This is a genomic window from Pseudomonas sp. BF-R-24 (assembly GCF_019947335.1).
Lineage (GTDB): Bacteria > Pseudomonadota > Gammaproteobacteria > Pseudomonadales > Pseudomonadaceae > Aquipseudomonas > Aquipseudomonas jessenii.
Window position 1 is genome coordinate 90,400 of the sequence record NZ_JAGYGG010000005.1, and the last position, 16,125, is coordinate 106,524.

Here is a 16,125-nt window from a genome sequence, read left to right on the forward strand (position 1 = left end):
CACCAGCAGAGGCCGTGGATATTCGTTAACTCAAGGCAGTACGCCTGATTCCATCTTCACTGTGGGGACACATGCAGACACTCAAGGTCGATCTAGGCGAGCGCAGCTACCCGATTCATATTGGCGAAGGTTTGTTGGATCAGCCCGAGCTGCTAGCCCCGCACATTCGCGGACGGCAAGTAGCGATCATCTCCAACGAGACTGTTGCGCCGCTCTATCTCGAGCGTCTGACCCGCAGCCTGGCGCAGTTCTCGGTGATTTCCGTGGTACTGCCCGACGGCGAAGCCTTCAAGACCTGGGAAACCCTGCAACTGATTTTCGATGGTCTGCTGACCGCCCGGCATGACCGCCGCACCACGGTGATCGCCCTTGGCGGCGGTGTGATCGGTGACATGGCCGGCTTTGCCGCCGCCTGCTACCAGCGCGGCGTCGATTTCATCCAGGTTCCGACCACGCTGCTGTCGCAGGTCGACTCCTCGGTGGGCGGCAAGACCGGGATCAACCATCCGCTGGGCAAGAACATGGTCGGCGCCTTCTATCAGCCGAACGTGGTGCTGATCGATACCGCCAGCCTCAATACCCTGCCGGCGCGCGAGCTGTCCGCCGGGCTGGCCGAAGTCATCAAGTACGGGCTGATCTGTGATGAGCCGTTCCTGACCTGGCTCGAAGACAACGTCGATCGCCTGCGCAATCTGGACCAGCAAGCCCTGACCTATGCCATCGAGCGTTCCTGTGCGGCCAAGGCGGCAGTGGTCGGTGCCGATGAGAAAGAGACGGGCGTGCGTGCCACCCTGAACCTGGGCCACACTTTTGGCCACGCCATCGAAACCCACATGGGCTATGGTGTGTGGCTTCATGGTGAGGCAGTGGCTGCTGGCACCGTAATGGCGCTGGAAATGTCCGCGCGCCTCGGCTGGATCAGCGAGCAGGAGCGTGATCGCGGCATTCGTCTGTTCCAGCGTGCGGGGCTGCCGGTCGTTCCGCCGGAAGAAATGACAGAAGCCGATTTCCTCGAACATATGTCCATTGACAAAAAAGTGATCGACGGTCGTTTACGCCTGGTGCTGCTGCGCCACATGGGTGAAGCGGTGGTGACCGACGATTATCCGAAAGAGGTTCTACAGGCCACGCTGGGGGCAGACTACCGCGCCCTGGCTCAGCTTAAAGGTTAATAAGAACACAATGACTAGTTTGCATGCCGACGAGGCCTTCCTCGGCCATTACCAGTTGAGTCATGACCCTTTTGCTCCACGGGTACCTGGCTTCAAATTTTTCCCGGCCCAGCGCAAACCCGTGCTGGGACAACTGCATCACCTGGCCCGCTACAGTCAGTTGCTGCTAGTGGTCACTGGCCCAGAAGGCAGTGGCAAGACCCTGTTGCGTCAGGCTCTGGTCGCCAGCACCAACAAGCAATCGGTCCAAAGCGTGGTGGTTTCTGCCCGCGGCGCCGGCGATGCGGCCGGGGTATTGCGTCAGGTGGCCCAGGCGTTGAACGTCGGCCAGGCTGATGCCGACGCTATTCTGGCCCAGGTGGTGCAGCTTGCACTGACCGGGCAGGAAGTCTATCTGCTGGTCGATGACGCCGAACAACTCGACGAGTCCGCCCTTGAGGCTCTGATGGTCCTGGCTGCCGGTGCGCCGGAAGGCCGCCCGCATGTGTTCCTGTTCGGTGAGACCTCGCTGATTGCTCAGCTTGAGGCTTTGCATCTCGAGGAAGAGCGTTTCCACGTCATCGAGCTGCAGCCCTACACCGAAGAGGAAACCCGCGAATATCTGGAGCAGCGGCTCGAAGGCGCTGGTCGCGGTATCGAACTTTTCACCGCGGATCAGATCTCTGATATTCACGAAAGCTCCGAAGGTTGGCCTGGCAGCATCAATCAGGTCGCCCGCGATGCAATGATCGAAGCCATGATCGCCAGCCGCTCAGCGGTCAAGCGTCCAAAAATGGGGTTCAATATGCCGAAGAAACACGTGTTGGCGATTTCCGCCGTGGTCGTGGTCGCGGTAGCTGCCGCCTGGTTGATTCCAGGTCGCAACAAGGCACCGACCACCGGTGCGCCGGCCAATGAACAGGCGCAACTGCCGCTTGGCCAGGGTCAGCCAACAGCGAATGGCGGCGCTCCGGCCGTAGAGTTCGCTGGCAACACGCAGCCGATGCCGTTGCCGTTGGTCGGTAACTCGCAACCGGTGATGCGCGGTCCGCTGGCTGAAGCGGCAGGTGGCATTACCGAAGGTGACGACGGGGTGCCGGTTGAAGGCTCCAGCGCCACTCCGCCGACCGTGACCACCACTGCGCCGCCTGTGGGCGTTCCTGCCGGCCCTGCGCCGACACCAGCGGCCAAGCCGACGCCTGCGCCGACTCAGGTCGCCACCGCCAAGCCAGCGCCTGTACCAGCGCCTGCTCCAGTGGCCAAGCCTGCACCAGCGCCAGCCAAGCCAGTCGTTGCCGCGGCGGCCAAGCCTGCCGAGAAACCGGCTCCGGCGGCCAAGGCCGCTGGCGGCACCTGGTACGCCGGTCAGGCACCGGGTAACTATGTAGTGCAAATCCTCGGCACCAGCTCCGAAACTGCCGCACAAAGCTTCGTCAAGGAGCAGGGCGGCGAGTACCGTTATTTCAAGAAAGTCCTCAATGGCAAGCCGCTCTACGTGATCACCTACGGCAACTTCGCCAATCGTGATGCAGCCGTTTCCGCCATCAAGGCCTTGCCAGCGAAGGTTCAGGCTGGTAAACCTTGGCCTCGCACTGTCGCCAGCGTCCAACAGGAACTGGCAACAACTCGCTGAAGATTCGGCGGCCTTACCCAGGCCGCCTCTCCAAGCACCTCAAAATTTCTACAAGTGCGCGCAACCTTCCGGGCTGCGTGCCTTGTGGTGTCTGCGTCACAGTAGTCTTTGAGTCGTTGCGGTCAGAATTAAAAAAAGTTTTGACTAGCACAGCAGATCGCTTTAAACCTTTCACAAATGCGACATAGATTTGCGACATTTCGTCGTCAAATTTGTGAGCCTCTGTGTCGGTGTGTACAATGACCTCCCTTTTGCCCCCGCAAAGCCGGCGTACGTTCGGCGCGGTTGGTAAGTGGTTGAATTGAAAAGAAATTTGCTTCGCGAGAAGCAGCCTGGTGAGAAAGTGTCTATGAAAGCAGGTCTGTACCAACCAGATGAATTCAAGGATAACTGCGGTTTCGGCCTGATTGCCCATATGCAGGGCGAGCCCAGTCATACCCTTTTGCAAACGGCCATCGAGGCCCTGACCTGCATGACCCACCGCGGTGGGATTAATGCCGACGGCAAGACCGGTGACGGTTGCGGTCTGCTGATTCAAAAGCCGGACGTGTTCCTGCGAGCCATCGCCCAGGAAACCTTCGGCGTCGAAATGCCCAAGCAATACGCTGTGGGCATGGTTTTCTTCAACCAGGACCCAGTCAAGGCCGAAGCCGCTCGCGAGAACATGAACCGCGAGATCCTGGCCGCCGGTCTGCAACTGGTCGGCTGGCGCAAAGTGCCGATCGACACCAGCGTCCTCGGTCGCCTCGCCCTTGAGCGCCTGCCGCAGATCGAGCAAGTGTTCATCGGTGGTGAAGGCCTGAGCGATCAGGACATGGCCGTCAAGCTGTTCACCTCCCGTCGTCGCTCGTCCGTGGCCAATGCCGCCGACACCGACCACTACGTCTGCAGCTTTTCCCACAAGACCATCATTTACAAAGGCCTGATGATGCCGGCGGACTTGACCGCCTTCTATCCGGACCTGAGCGATGAGCGCCTGCAAACCTCGATTTGCGTGTTCCACCAGCGCTTCTCCACCAACACCTTGCCGAAATGGCCACTGGCTCAACCGTTCCGCTTCCTGGCGCACAACGGCGAGATCAATACCATCACCGGCAACCGCAACTGGGCCGTGGCTCGTCGCACCAAGTTCACCAACGACTTGATGGACCTGGAAGAACTCGGCCCGCTGGTCAACCGCGTCGGTTCCGACTCCTCGAGCATGGACAACATGCTGGAACTGATGGTCACCGGTGGCATCGACCTGTTCCGTGGCGTGCGGATGATCATTCCGCCTGCGTGGCAGAACGTCGAGACCATGGACCCGGATCTGCGTGCGTTCTACGAATACAACTCGATGCACATGGAACCGTGGGACGGCCCGGCCGGCGTGGTAATGACCGACGGTCGCTACGCGGTGTGCCTGCTCGACCGTAACGGTCTGCGTCCGGCGCGTTGGGTCACCACCAAGAACGGTTTCATCACCCTGGCTTCGGAAATCGGCGTCTGGAACTACCAGCCTGAAGACGTGATCGCCAAGGGGCGCGTTGGCCCGGGCCAGATCTTTGCCGTGGACACCGAAACCGGTCAGATCCTCGACACCGATGCGATCGACAACCGTCTGAAGTCCCGTCACCCGTACAAGCAATGGCTGCGCAAGAATGCCCTGCGCATCCAGGCGACCATGGAAGACAACGACCACGGTTCGGCGTTCTACGACGTCGATCAGCTCAAGCAATACATGAAGATGTACCAGGTCACGTTCGAAGAGCGCGACCAGGTGCTGCGTCCGCTCGGCGAGCAAGGCTACGAAGCCGTGGGCTCGATGGGTGACGATACGCCGATGGCCGTGCTGTCCCAGCGCGTGCGCACGCCGTACGACTATTTCCGCCAGCAGTTCGCGCAGGTCACCAACCCGCCGATTGACCCGCTGCGTGAAGCCATCGTCATGTCGCTGGAAATCTGCCTCGGTGCCGAGCGCAACATCTTCCAGGAGTCGCCGGAACACGCTTCGCGCGTGATCCTCAGCTCGCCGGTCATTTCCCCGGCCAAGTGGCGCTCGCTGATGAACCTCGATCGTCCGGGCTTCGAGCGCGCGATCATCGACCTCAACTACGACGAAAGCGTCGGCCTCGAAGCGGCGATCCGCAACGTGGCCGATCAGGCTGAAGAAGCCGTGCGCGCCGGTCGTACCCAGGTCGTGCTGAGTGACCGTCACATCGCCCCGGGCAAGTTGCCGATCCACGCTTCCCTGGCCACCGGTGCGGTGCACCACCGTCTGACCGAAAAAGGCCTGCGTTGCGATTCCAACATCCTGGTGGAAACCGCGACCGCTCGCGATCCGCACCACTTCGCCGTGTTGATCGGTTTCGGCGCCTCTGCCGTTTACCCGTTCCTGGCCTACGAAGTGCTGGGCGACCTGATCCGTACCGGTGAAGTGCTGGGCGACCTCTATGAGGTGTTCAAGAACTACCGTAAAGGCATCACCAAGGGCCTGCTCAAGATCCTGTCGAAGATGGGCATCTCGACCATCACCTCCTATCGCGGAGCACAACTGTTCGAAGCGATCGGCCTGTCCGAGGAAGTCTGCAACCTGAGCTTCAAGGGCGTGCCGAGCCGCATCAAGGGTGCGCGTTTCGTCGACATCGAAGCCGAGCAGAAAGCGCTGGCCACCGAAGCCTGGAGCCCGCGCAAGCCGATCCAGCAGGGTGGTTTGCTGAAGTTCGTCCACGGTGGCGAGTACCACGCCTACAACCCGGACGTGGTCAACACCCTGCAAGCCGCTGTGCAGCAGGGCGACTACAGCAAGTTCAAGGAATACACGTCGCTGGTGGACAACCGTCCGGTGTCGATGATCCGCGACTTGCTGAAAGTCAAAACCCTCGACACTCCATTGGATATGAGCGAGATCGAACCGCTGGAATCGGTGCTCAAGCGCTTCGACTCCGCCGGTATCTCCCTGGGCGCCCTGTCGCCGGAAGCTCACGAAGCCCTGGCCGAAGCCATGAACCGCCTCGGTGCGCGTTCCAACTCCGGCGAAGGCGGCGAAGACCCGGCGCGCTACGGCACCATCAAGAGCTCGAAAATCAAGCAGGTGGCAACCGGCCGTTTCGGTGTAACCCCGGAATACCTGGTCAATGCCGAAGTGCTGCAGATCAAGGTCGCCCAGGGCGCCAAGCCCGGCGAGGGCGGTCAACTGCCAGGTGGCAAGGTCAACGGTCTGATCGCCAAACTGCGTTACGCAGTGCCGGGCGTGACCCTGATTTCGCCGCCGCCGCACCACGACATCTACTCGATCGAAGACTTGTCGCAGCTGATTTTCGACCTGAAACAAGTCAACCCGAAGGCACTGGTCTCGGTGAAACTGGTAGCAGAAGCCGGCGTTGGCACCATCGCCGCCGGTGTGGCCAAGGCCTACGCGGACTTGATCACCATCTCCGGCTACGACGGCGGCACCGGCGCGTCGCCGCTGACCTCGATCAAGTACGCGGGCGCTCCGTGGGAGCTCGGCCTAGCCGAAACCCACCAGACCCTGCGTGGCAACGACCTGCGCGGCAAAGTGCGGGTGCAGACCGACGGCGGCCTGAAAACCGGCCTCGACGTGATCAAGGCGGCAATCCTCGGCGCTGAAAGCTTCGGCTTCGGCACTGCGCCAATGATCGCCCTGGGCTGCAAATACCTGCGCATCTGCCACCTGAACAACTGCGCCACCGGCGTCGCGACCCAGAACGAGAAGCTGCGCAAGGATCACTACATCGGTACCGTCGACATGGTGGTGAATTTCTTCACCTACGTCGCCGAAGAAACCCGTGAGTGGCTGGCCAAGCTGGGCGTGCGTTCCCTCGAAGAACTGATCGGCCGTACCGATCTGCTGGAAGTCCTCGAAGGCCAGACCGCCAAGCAGCATCACCTGGACCTGACTCCATTGCTGGGCAGCGACCACGTGCCGGCGGACAAGCCGCAGTTCTGTGGCGTTGAACGCAACCCGCCGTTCGACAAGGGCCTGCTGGCCGAGAAAATGGTCGATATGGCCACCTCGGCGATCAACGACCTGAGCGGCGCTGAATTCGCCCTGGATATCTGCAACTGCGACCGTTCCATCGGCGCGCGGATCTCCGGCGAAATCGCGCGCAAGCACGGCAACCAGGGCATGGCCAACGCGCCGGTCACGTTCCGCTTCAAAGGCACGGCCGGGCAAAGCTTCGGCGTGTGGAACGCCGGTGGCCTGCACATGTACCTGGAAGGCGATGCCAACGACTACGTCGGCAAGGGCATGACCGGCGGCAAGCTGGTGATCGTTCCGCCGAAGGGCAGTGTCTACCGCACCCAGGACAGTGCCATCATCGGCAACACCTGCCTGTACGGCGCCACTGGCGGCAAGCTGTTTGCCGCCGGCACCGCGGGCGAGCGTTTCGCCGTGCGTAACTCCGGTGCCCACACCGTCGTGGAAGGCACTGGCGATCACTGCTGCGAGTACATGACCGGTGGTTTCGTCTGCGTATTGGGCAAGACCGGTTACAACTTCGGCTCTGGCATGACCGGCGGTTTCGCCTACGTGCTCGACCAGGACAACACCTTCGTTGACCGGGTCAACCACGAACTGGTGGAAATCCAGCGGATCAGCGGCGAGGCGATGGAAGCCTACCGTAGCCACCTGCAACGCGTGCTGAACGAGTACGTCGAGGAAACCGACAGCGAATGGGGTCGTGAACTCGCCGAGAACCTCGATGACTACCTGCGCCGTTTCTGGTTGGTCAAGCCCAAGGCTGCCAGCTTGAAAACGTTGCTTTCCAGCACCCGTGCCAACCCGCAGTGATATGCGCCTGAAGAGTTTGATGAGGTTTTAAAATGGCTGAACGTCTGAATAATGACTTCCAGTTCATCGAGGTCGGGCGCAAGGATCCGAAGAAGAAACTGTTGCGTCAACGCAAGAAAGAGTTCGTGGAAATCTACGAACCCTTCAAACCCCAGCAGTCGGCCGACCAGGCCCACCGCTGCCTGGGTTGCGGTAACCCGTATTGCGAATGGAAGTGCCCGGTGCACAACTTCATTCCCAACTGGCTGAAACTGGTGGCCGAGGGCAACATCCTCCAGGCCGCCGAGTTGTCGCACCAGACCAACACCCTGCCGGAAGTCTGCGGCCGGGTGTGCCCGCAGGACCGTCTGTGCGAGGGTGCCTGCACCCTCAACGACGGCTTCGGCGCGGTGACCATCGGTTCGGTGGAGAAGTACATCACCGACACCGCGTTCGCCATGGGCTGGCGCCCGGACATGTCCAAGGTCAAGCCGACCGGCAAGCGTGTCGCGATCATCGGTGCGGGCCCGGCGGGCCTGGGTTGTGCCGACGTGCTGGTGCGCGGTGGCGTGACGCCGGTGGTGTTCGACAAGAACCCGGAAATCGGCGGTCTGCTGACCTTCGGTATCCCCGAGTTCAAGCTGGAAAAGACCGTGCTGAGCAATCGTCGCGAAGTTTTCAGCGGCATGGGCATCGAGTTCCGCCTCAACACCGAGGTGGGCAAGGACGTGACCATGGAGCAACTGCTCGAAGAATACGATGCCGTATTCATGGGCATGGGCACCTACACCTACATGAAGGGCGGTTTTGCCGGTGAAGACCTGCCGGGCGTGTACGACGCACTGGACTTCCTGATCGCCAACGTCAACCGCAACCTTGGCTTTGAAAAGTCGCCGGAAGATTTCGTCGACATGAAAGGCAAGAAGGTCGTGGTACTGGGTGGTGGCGACACGGCGATGGACTGCAACCGTACGTCGATCCGCCAGGGCGCCAAGTCGGTGACCTGCGCCTATCGTCGTGACGAAGCGAACATGCCGGGCTCGCGCAAAGAGGTGAAGAACGCCAAGGAAGAAGGCGTGAAGTTCCTCTACAACCGCCAGCCGATCGCCATTGTCGGTGAAGACAAGGTCGAAGGCGTGAAGGTGGTCGAGACCCGTCTCGGCGAGCCGGATGCCCGTGGCCGTCGCAGCCCCGAGCCGATCCCGGGCTCCGAAGAGATCATCCCGGCCGACGCCGTGGTTATCGCCTTCGGTTTCCGTCCGAGCCCGGCACCGTGGTTCGAACAGTTCGAAATCCAGACCGACAGCCAGGGCCGCGTGGTGGCGCCTGAGCAAGGTCAGTACAAGCACCAGACCAGCAACCCGAAGATCTTCGCCGGTGGCGACATGGTTCGCGGTTCTGACCTGGTAGTGACGGCGATCTTCGAAGGCCGCAATGCGGCTGAAGGGATCCTGGATTATCTGGGCGTCTGATTACTTTCCTGTATTGGAATGCAATCAAATGTGGGAGCGGGCTTGCTCGCGAAGGCGGTTTGTCAGTCAACATTTCTGTTGAATGTGACGGCCTCTTCGCGAGCAAGCCCGCTCCCACAGTTGTTTCGTGGTGTTGCGAAAACCGCGTTTACATTGCGACAAATTGACCCGATAGACAAAAGGCTGACCTGCAACCGTGCCTTTTGCGTCCGGCTCTGAGAAAATGCCCTCACTTTTTTTCCGGATGCCGACATGACTGCCCTGAAGAACGACCGTTTCCTGCGCGCCCTGCTCAAGCAACCCGTAGACGTCACCCCCGTGTGGATGATGCGTCAGGCCGGTCGCTACCTGCCTGAATACCGCGCCAGCCGTGCCAAGGCCGGTGATTTCATGAGCCTGTGCATGAACCCGGCGTTCGCTTGCGAAGTCACGATGCAGCCGCTCGACCGCTATCCACAACTGGACGCGGCGATCCTCTTCTCCGATATCCTGACCATCCCCGATGCCATGGGCCAGGGCCTGTACTTCGAAACCGGCGAAGGTCCGCGCTTCAAGAAAGTCGTCAGCACCCTGGCCGACATCGAAGCCTTGCCGATTCCTGACCCGCACAAAGACCTGGGCTATGTGATGGACGCGGTCAGCACCATCCGCCGCGAACTGAACGGCCGTGTGCCGCTGATCGGCTTCTCCGGCAGCCCGTGGACACTGGCCACCTACATGGTCGAAGGCGGTTCGTCGAAAGACTACCGCAAGACTAAAACCATGCTCTACGACAATCCGCAAGCCCTGCACCTGCTGCTGGACAAGCTCGCGCAGACGGTCACCAGCTACCTCAACGGCCAGATCATGGCCGGTGCGCAAGCGGTGCAGATCTTCGACAGCTGGGGCGGCGCCCTCTCGGCGGCGGCGTACCAGGAGTTCTCCCTGGCCTACATGAAGAAAATCGTCAGCGGCCTGATCCGCGAGCACGAAGGCCGCAAGGTGCCGGTGATCCTGTTCACCAAGAGCGGCGGTCTGTGGCTGGAAAGCATCGCCGACGCTGGTGCTGATGCACTGGGCCTGGACTGGACCTGCGACATCGGCAGCGCCCGCGCCCGTGTCGGCGACAAGGTCGCACTGCAAGGCAACATGGACCCGACCGTGCTCTACGCCAAGCCGGAAGCGATTCGTGCGGAAGTCGGGCGCATCCTGGCCAGCTACGGCAAAGGCAGCGGCCACGTGTTCAACCTCGGCCATGGCATCACGCCGGAAGTCGATCCGGAACATGCTGGCGCGTTCCTGCGCGCGGTACATGAGCTGTCGGCGCAGTATCACGAATAGCGATTGCCCGTTTCGACAAAGCCTGTCCCGCCTCGTGCCGGACAGGTTTTTTTGTGCCGTTCAAAAGCTCAATCGATAAAGCATCACTTGTTGTAAGAATGTTTTCTTTCTTTGTCGGATCGAGGAATGGAGAGACTGTTCCTGCCTCGTGCGGCGATTACTCCTACATAGAATTTTCTTCCATCCCCGTAAGGTTCCAGGCCCTTGTCCGGCGTATCGCCGAACAATCACGAAGCGAACAGTGGCGCCCACAAGGCGCCCTGTTTTCGATAAGCAGTCTGGAATACATCATGAAAATCAAGTTTGAAAAGAGAAGTGCATTAACCGCCTGCACTTCATCGATGATCCTGTTATCGGCAATGCTGGCCTCTCAAACCGTTTCCGCCCATGGCTATCTGGAAGTGCCGCCTTCGCGCGCGCTGGCTTGCCAGAAAGGCTTGAACACCAACTGCGGTGGCGCCCAGTACGAGCCGCAGAGTGTTGGTGAAACCTTCAAAGGCTTTCCGGCCGGCGTCGGCGGTGCTCCCTTGCAGGGACCGGTCGACGGCAAGATCGCCAGCGGTGGTCACTCGCTGTTCTCTGCCATGGATGCGCAGTCCGCCACCCGTTGGCACCTGACGGAAATCAAGGACCGCAACATCGATTTCCAATGGCGTTACACCGCGGTTCACCCAGCCACCAAGCACGAGTATTTCATTACCCGCAACGGCTGGAACCCGAATGAGTCGCTCAAGCGCGCCTCCTTTGAAAGCACGCCGTTCTGCACCATCGACGGCGGCAATCAGCGTCCCGAGTCCGGTGACAAGCACAACTGCACCCTACCGGCAGACAAGTCCGGTCATCACGTCGTCCTGGCCATCTGGACCGTCGGTGACACCGATGCCGCGTTTTACAACGCGGCAGACGTGAACATCCTGGCCGAACCGGATCTGCCGGGCGGCTGGTCCTCGGTGGGCAGCATTGCACCATCAGCCGCGTTGCTGGTGGGTGACAAGGTCAAGGCCCGTGCGTTCTCCGCCAATGGCGAGAGCCCGGACTACAGCGTCGAAATCAGCATCGACAACGCTGAAGAAGGGTCGCCGCAAAACTGGTCGTTCAAGCTGGCAGAAAAAATCAACCAGACCCACACCCTCGTTCGCGCCGGTATCCGTGACGAGAGCGGCAATGTCGAGCCGGTTAAAGGCGCCAACAGCCTTTACGCACAAAAAGAAAGCGGGGTAGTCCGCTACGAAGTGCAGCTGGACATGAAGGACGACGCCGCTGCGCGCATGTCGGTGGCCTCGCAGCAAGCCGAATACGTTCTGGATAAAGGCCGGGCGAAGGTCGAGTTCAGCATGATCTCGAACCGTCCGATGAACGTCGAAGCGACCTTGCTCGACCAGAACAACAAACCGGTAGGCACCACGTCGGCACAAGTGGCCAGCGGCTCCACCTGGCTGTCCATGGATGTACGCAGCAACCCGGGTGCGCACACCCTGACCCTGGTCGGCACCACCCTGGATGGCCGCACCACCCGTCAGGACACCCAGACCACCCAACTGACTGGCGAAGGTGCCGGCGTCGAATACGATTTCGTGTTCCCTGAAGGCCTCGGCGACTACACCGCCGGTACCAAGGTTCTGCAACCGAAGACCAACGAAGTCTTTGAGTGCAAGCCATTCCCCGAGTCGGGTTACTGCAAGCAGTACAGCCCCACTGCCAACGGTTTTGAACCAGGTGTCGGTGCTCATTGGCACATGGCGTGGGACAAGTTGTAAGTCCCTGCAACTGGCTTCAGGCGACCTGAAAAAGGTCGCCTGAAGCCAGGCGCCCCTGTTGAGTGTCGAGTTGATGATGAAGGTTTCGAATTTCTCCGGACAACGCTTTCGGCTATGCCTGATCAACGTTTGTTGGCTCGCGTTGCCAGTGGGCTGCGCGGTGTTTCTGGCGTGGCAGGAGCGGGAATTTCGCGAACGTCTGGCTTCACCGTCGCCCGACGTCGCAACCCTGCAGACAGTGCTTGTACGTGAACCGCTCGAAGCAGCATCGATTGCCATTGTGTTCGGCCTGACTACGGAGGCCACGCCGCAGCCGAGCGCCGAGCCGCTGACATTGCAAGCGAGCTTTGTCAGCAGCGGATTATCCAAAGCACTGCTGGGCAATGCTCAAGGTTCTCGTCTCTATCAGGTGGGTGAGCGCTTGCCTGGTGGCAGCTTCCTGCGTCGTATCGAGCCCCATCAGGTTGTGCTGTGGAACAAGGGACGAGAGGAGATGCTGACGCTCGCACCCTCTGGCGCACGTTTTCTGAAGGGACTCGATTCATCTGTCGATTCTCTACCGGTTACCACGACCACGCGTTTTTTACGCCCGTTCCCCGGGCAACCAGAGTGATGAATTTAATGAACAGCTTCGTCGGCGCGTATTGGCTGCGCTCCATGCTTGTGCTTGCCGTTTTGGCGGCTGCCGCCTTCTCGGGCACGCTTCGAGGCGCCGAAGAAAAATGGCAACTGGCGATGAACAACGCAGAGCTGCGCGACATCGTCGAAGAGATCTCCAACATTCTGGGGACCACCGTGGTACTGGACCCCAAAGTCTCCGGTCGAATCACCGTCATGTCCCGGCAGGCCCTCGATCGTGAAGGGGTGCGCCGGTTGTTCTATTCGGTGCTCGATGCCCATAACTTCACAGTGATCGATGAGGGCGACCGGATTCTCATCACCCCGGTTGCCGAGGCCAGGACCCGGGCCGGCCAGGGCACGGTAAAAACCACCACGGCGTCGCAGTTCGTGACCGAGGTCATCGCGTTGAACACCGGTAGCGCCACCGATATTGCCGGGTTGGTGCGGCCATTGGTCTCTGCCAATGGTTATGTTGGCCCCTCGGTGTCGGCCAACGCGTTGGTGCTGACCGATACGGCCGCCAATGTGAAGCGCATCGCCCGGGTGATCCGTGAACTGGATTCCGGACAGAACAACCTGCACGCGGTGGTCCAGCTCAAGCATGCCCAGGCGGGCGATGTCGCGCCGGTGATCGAGGCCTCCATGGGCAAGCGCAATGCCGAGTCAGCCATACAGGTGCTGGCCGACACCAGGACCAATCGCCTGATTTTCATTGGTCCGCCGGTCGTCCGCCAGCGCTTGATCGAACTGGCCCGGGGTCTCGATACGCCGGCCACCACAACCCTCGACAATGCCCGGGTGATTCGCCTGCGCCACAGCGATGCCAAGCAGTTGGCCGAGATTCTTGAGTCGATGGGGCAGGGCAGAAAGCAGACTTCCGCCGTCGGCAGCGCCAAGGACACGTCTGGCGGTGCGGCCTTCATGATCAAGGCCGACGAAAGCCAGAACGCGCTGGTGCTGATCGCCGAACCCGCGCAGGTGCGGACCATCGAAAACATCGTGCGTCAGCTGGACCAGCCACGGGCCCAGGTGTTGATCCATGCCGCAATCGTCGAAATCTCCGGCGACATCGCCGAGGCCGTCGGCGTGCAGTGGAACCTCAACACGGGTGACGCCAAGGGCTTCATCAACTTTCCCGGCACCGACATTCCGATCATCGGCGGGCTGAAGTTCGACGAGAAAAGATCGGCGCCGGAAGGGGCGATCCTGCAACTGGGCGGCGACCGCTTCGGTGCGCTGGTTTCGGCCCTGGCCAGCAACACCCACAGCAACCTGCTGTCCACGCCAAGCCTGTTGACCCTGGACAATCAGGAAGCCGAAATCATCGTCGGCCAGAACGTGCCGTTCAAGACCGGCTCCTATGCCACCAACAGCAACGGCGCGGAGAATCCGTTCACCACCGTCGAGCGCAAGGACGTCGGCATCAGCCTGAAGATCAAGCCTTACATCAACGAAGGCTCGACGTTACGCCTGGAGGTCGAGCAGGAGGTGTCGGACATCGCGCCTTCGGTGTCGGGCATTGATTCCTCGGACCTGATCACCAACAAGCGAGCGCTCAAGAGCACCATCCTCGCCGACGATGGCGAAATCATCGTGATCGGCGGCCTGATCAGGGACAGCGTGCGTACCCAGAAAAGCGGCGTGCCGCTGTTGCGGGACATTCCCTACCTCGGCGCGATCTTCCGCTGGAATCGTGACACCCAGACCAAAAGCAACCTGATGGTGTTCTTGCGCCCGACCATCGTGCGCAGCAAGGAAGACCTGTCCCAGATCAGCCAGCAGCGTTACAACGCGCTGCGTGACTTGAGCAAATCAGGGGCGGGGGAAAACAACTCGTTGTTGCTGCCATCCGAGGCGCGCGGGTTGTTCGAACCGGCCACCGACGCGCCAGTGTTCGATTTGCGCGGCAAGGCGCAGTGAATCCATGAGCGAACTCTGCGAGCAATTGCCCTTCGGCTTCGCCCGGCGTTTTGGTGTGTTGCTGGAGCATGACGGCGACGACCTGCGCCTTGCCCTGCGTAGTGATGCGCCGCTCACTGCATTGGCGGAAGCGCGCCGGGTGTGCGGACGGGCGTTGCCGTTTCAAATCGTCGGGGCCGATGAGTACGCCTCGCGCCTGGCGGCGGCCTATCGCGAGGGGCGCAGTGCGGTGGAGCAAGTTGCCCAAGGGCTGGACGAAGAACTGGACTTGCTCAGCCTGGTCGATCAGGTTCCGCAAACCGCCGACCTGCTGGAGCAACAGGGCGACGCGCCGATCATTCGCCTGATCAACGCGTTGCTCGGTGAAGCGGTGCGTGAGCATGCCTCGGATGTGCACCTGGAAACCTTCGAACAGTACCTGTCGGTGCGTATGCGGGTGGATGGCCAACTGCGTGAAATGCTCAGGCCCAAGCGCGAACTGGCGACACTGCTGGTGTCGCGGATCAAGGTCATGGCGCGCCTGGACATCGCGGAAAAACGCGTACCCCAGGATGGGCGAATGGCCTTGCGCCTGGCCGGGCATGAAGTCGATGTGCGGGTCTCGACGCTGCCTTCGGCCCACGGCGAACGGGTGGTACTGCGTTTGCTCGACAAGCAGGCCGGGCGCCTGGACCTGCACCGGCTGGGCATGCCGGACGATATCCTCGCGGCCCTGCGCCATCTGTTGGGCAAGCCCCACGGTATTGTGCTGGTGACCGGGCCGACCGGTTCCGGCAAGACCACCAGCCTGTACGCCGCCCTGAGCAGCCTGAACGACCAGACCCGCAACATCCTGACGGTCGAAGACCCGATCGAATACCACCTGCCGGGTGTCGGCCAGATGCCGGTCAATCCGAAGGTCGACATGACCTTCGCCCGGGGCCTGCGGGCGATTTTGCGCCAGGACCCGGACGTGGTGATGGTTGGCGAAATCCGTGACCGCGAAACCGCCGAAATCGCTGTCCAGGCGTCCTTGACCGGGCATCTGGTGCTCTCGACCTTGCACACCAACAGCGCGGCCGGCGCAGTCACGCGACTGGTAGACATGGGCGTCGATGCCTATCTGCTGGCGTCCTCGCTGGTGGGCGTTCTGGCCCAGCGTCTGTTGCGCACCCTGTGCCCTCATTGCAAGGTTTCGTACCTCGCCGATGCGGCGGCCTGCCAGCGTCTTGGGCTCGACACGAGCACGCCGCACACCCTGTTCAAGGCCTTGGGCTGTGAACAGTGCCAGCACGGCTATCGCGGACGCATCGGGATTTATGAACTGATCAGCGTCACACCCGCCGTCTCGGCGTTGATCCATCAGGGCGCCAGCGAGCAAATCCTCGTCGACGAAACGCGCAAGGTCTCGCGCAGCCTGTTCCAGGACGGGCGCCAGCGGGTGCTGGAAGGGTTGACCAGTCTCGATGAGTTGCTGCGTGTGACCCAGGAGAACTGA

9 protein-coding genes are annotated in these 16,125 nt (G+C 61.1%); all 9 read left to right on the plus strand.

Going from position 1 to position 16,125, the window contains the following annotated elements:
- The first annotated feature begins 71 nt into the window (after window positions 1-71).
- The 9 genes from aroB to gspE all read left to right on the plus strand — a co-directional run bounded on the left by aroB (window position 72) and on the right by gspE (window position 16,125).
- The gene (gene aroB / locus KGA98_RS05820; protein WP_057712349.1) at window positions 72-1,172 is read left to right on the plus strand and encodes a 3-dehydroquinate synthase; all 1,101 of its coding nucleotides are present in this window, start codon (window positions 72-74) and stop codon (window positions 1,170-1,172) included.
- Between the two features lie 10 nt (window positions 1,173-1,182).
- Window positions 1,183-2,784, plus strand: coding sequence for an AAA family ATPase (locus tag KGA98_RS05825; protein WP_223501819.1), 1,602 nt, complete (start codon window positions 1,183-1,185; stop codon window positions 2,782-2,784).
- Between the two features lie 349 nt (window positions 2,785-3,133).
- The gene (gene gltB, locus KGA98_RS05830) at window positions 3,134-7,579 is read left to right on the plus strand and encodes a glutamate synthase large subunit (protein WP_223501820.1); all 4,446 of its coding nucleotides are present in this window, start codon (window positions 3,134-3,136) and stop codon (window positions 7,577-7,579) included.
- A gap of 32 nt (window positions 7,580-7,611) precedes the next feature.
- Window positions 7,612-9,030, plus strand: a complete 1,419-nt coding sequence (locus tag KGA98_RS05835) for an FAD-dependent oxidoreductase (RefSeq protein ID WP_007997363.1) — start codon at window positions 7,612-7,614, stop codon at window positions 9,028-9,030.
- A gap of 252 nt (window positions 9,031-9,282) precedes the next feature.
- Window positions 9,283-10,350, plus strand: a complete 1,068-nt coding sequence (gene hemE, locus KGA98_RS05840; protein ID WP_057712346.1) for a uroporphyrinogen decarboxylase — start codon at window positions 9,283-9,285, stop codon at window positions 10,348-10,350.
- A gap of 290 nt (window positions 10,351-10,640) precedes the next feature.
- Window positions 10,641-12,107, plus strand: coding sequence for an N-acetylglucosamine-binding protein GbpA (gene gbpA, locus KGA98_RS05845; RefSeq protein WP_223501821.1), 1,467 nt, complete (start codon window positions 10,641-10,643; stop codon window positions 12,105-12,107).
- 58 nt (window positions 12,108-12,165) lie between these two features.
- Window positions 12,166-12,720 (plus strand): type II secretion system protein N, encoded by a 555-nt coding sequence (locus KGA98_RS05850; protein WP_223501822.1) that lies wholly within the window; start codon window positions 12,166-12,168, stop codon window positions 12,718-12,720.
- Between the two features lie 8 nt (window positions 12,721-12,728).
- Window positions 12,729-14,648 (plus strand): type II secretion system secretin GspD, encoded by a 1,920-nt coding sequence (gene gspD / locus KGA98_RS05855; RefSeq protein WP_223501823.1) that lies wholly within the window; start codon window positions 12,729-12,731, stop codon window positions 14,646-14,648.
- A 4-nt stretch (window positions 14,649-14,652) separates the two neighbouring features.
- Window positions 14,653-16,125 (plus strand): type II secretion system ATPase GspE, encoded by a 1,473-nt coding sequence (gspE, locus tag KGA98_RS05860; RefSeq protein WP_223501824.1) that lies wholly within the window; start codon window positions 14,653-14,655, stop codon window positions 16,123-16,125.

Bases quoted from the DNA above. Each gene is read 5' to 3' on its own strand.
- KGA98_RS05835 (WP_007997363.1), top strand. From the start codon at position 7,612: ATGGCTGAACGTCTGAATAATGACTTCCAGTTCATCGAGGTCGGGCGC.
- KGA98_RS05825 (WP_223501819.1), top strand. From the start codon at position 1,183: ATGACTAGTTTGCATGCCGACGAGGCCTTCCTCGGCCATTACCAGTTG.
- hemE (WP_057712346.1), top strand. From the start codon at position 9,283: ATGACTGCCCTGAAGAACGACCGTTTCCTGCGCGCCCTGCTCAAGCAA.
- gbpA (WP_223501821.1), top strand. From the start codon at position 10,641: ATGAAAATCAAGTTTGAAAAGAGAAGTGCATTAACCGCCTGCACTTCA.
- gspD (WP_223501823.1), top strand. From the start codon at position 12,729: ATGAACAGCTTCGTCGGCGCGTATTGGCTGCGCTCCATGCTTGTGCTT.
- aroB (WP_057712349.1), top strand. From the start codon at position 72: ATGCAGACACTCAAGGTCGATCTAGGCGAGCGCAGCTACCCGATTCAT.
- gspE (WP_223501824.1), top strand. From the start codon at position 14,653: ATGAGCGAACTCTGCGAGCAATTGCCCTTCGGCTTCGCCCGGCGTTTT.
- gltB (WP_223501820.1), top strand. From the start codon at position 3,134: ATGAAAGCAGGTCTGTACCAACCAGATGAATTCAAGGATAACTGCGGT.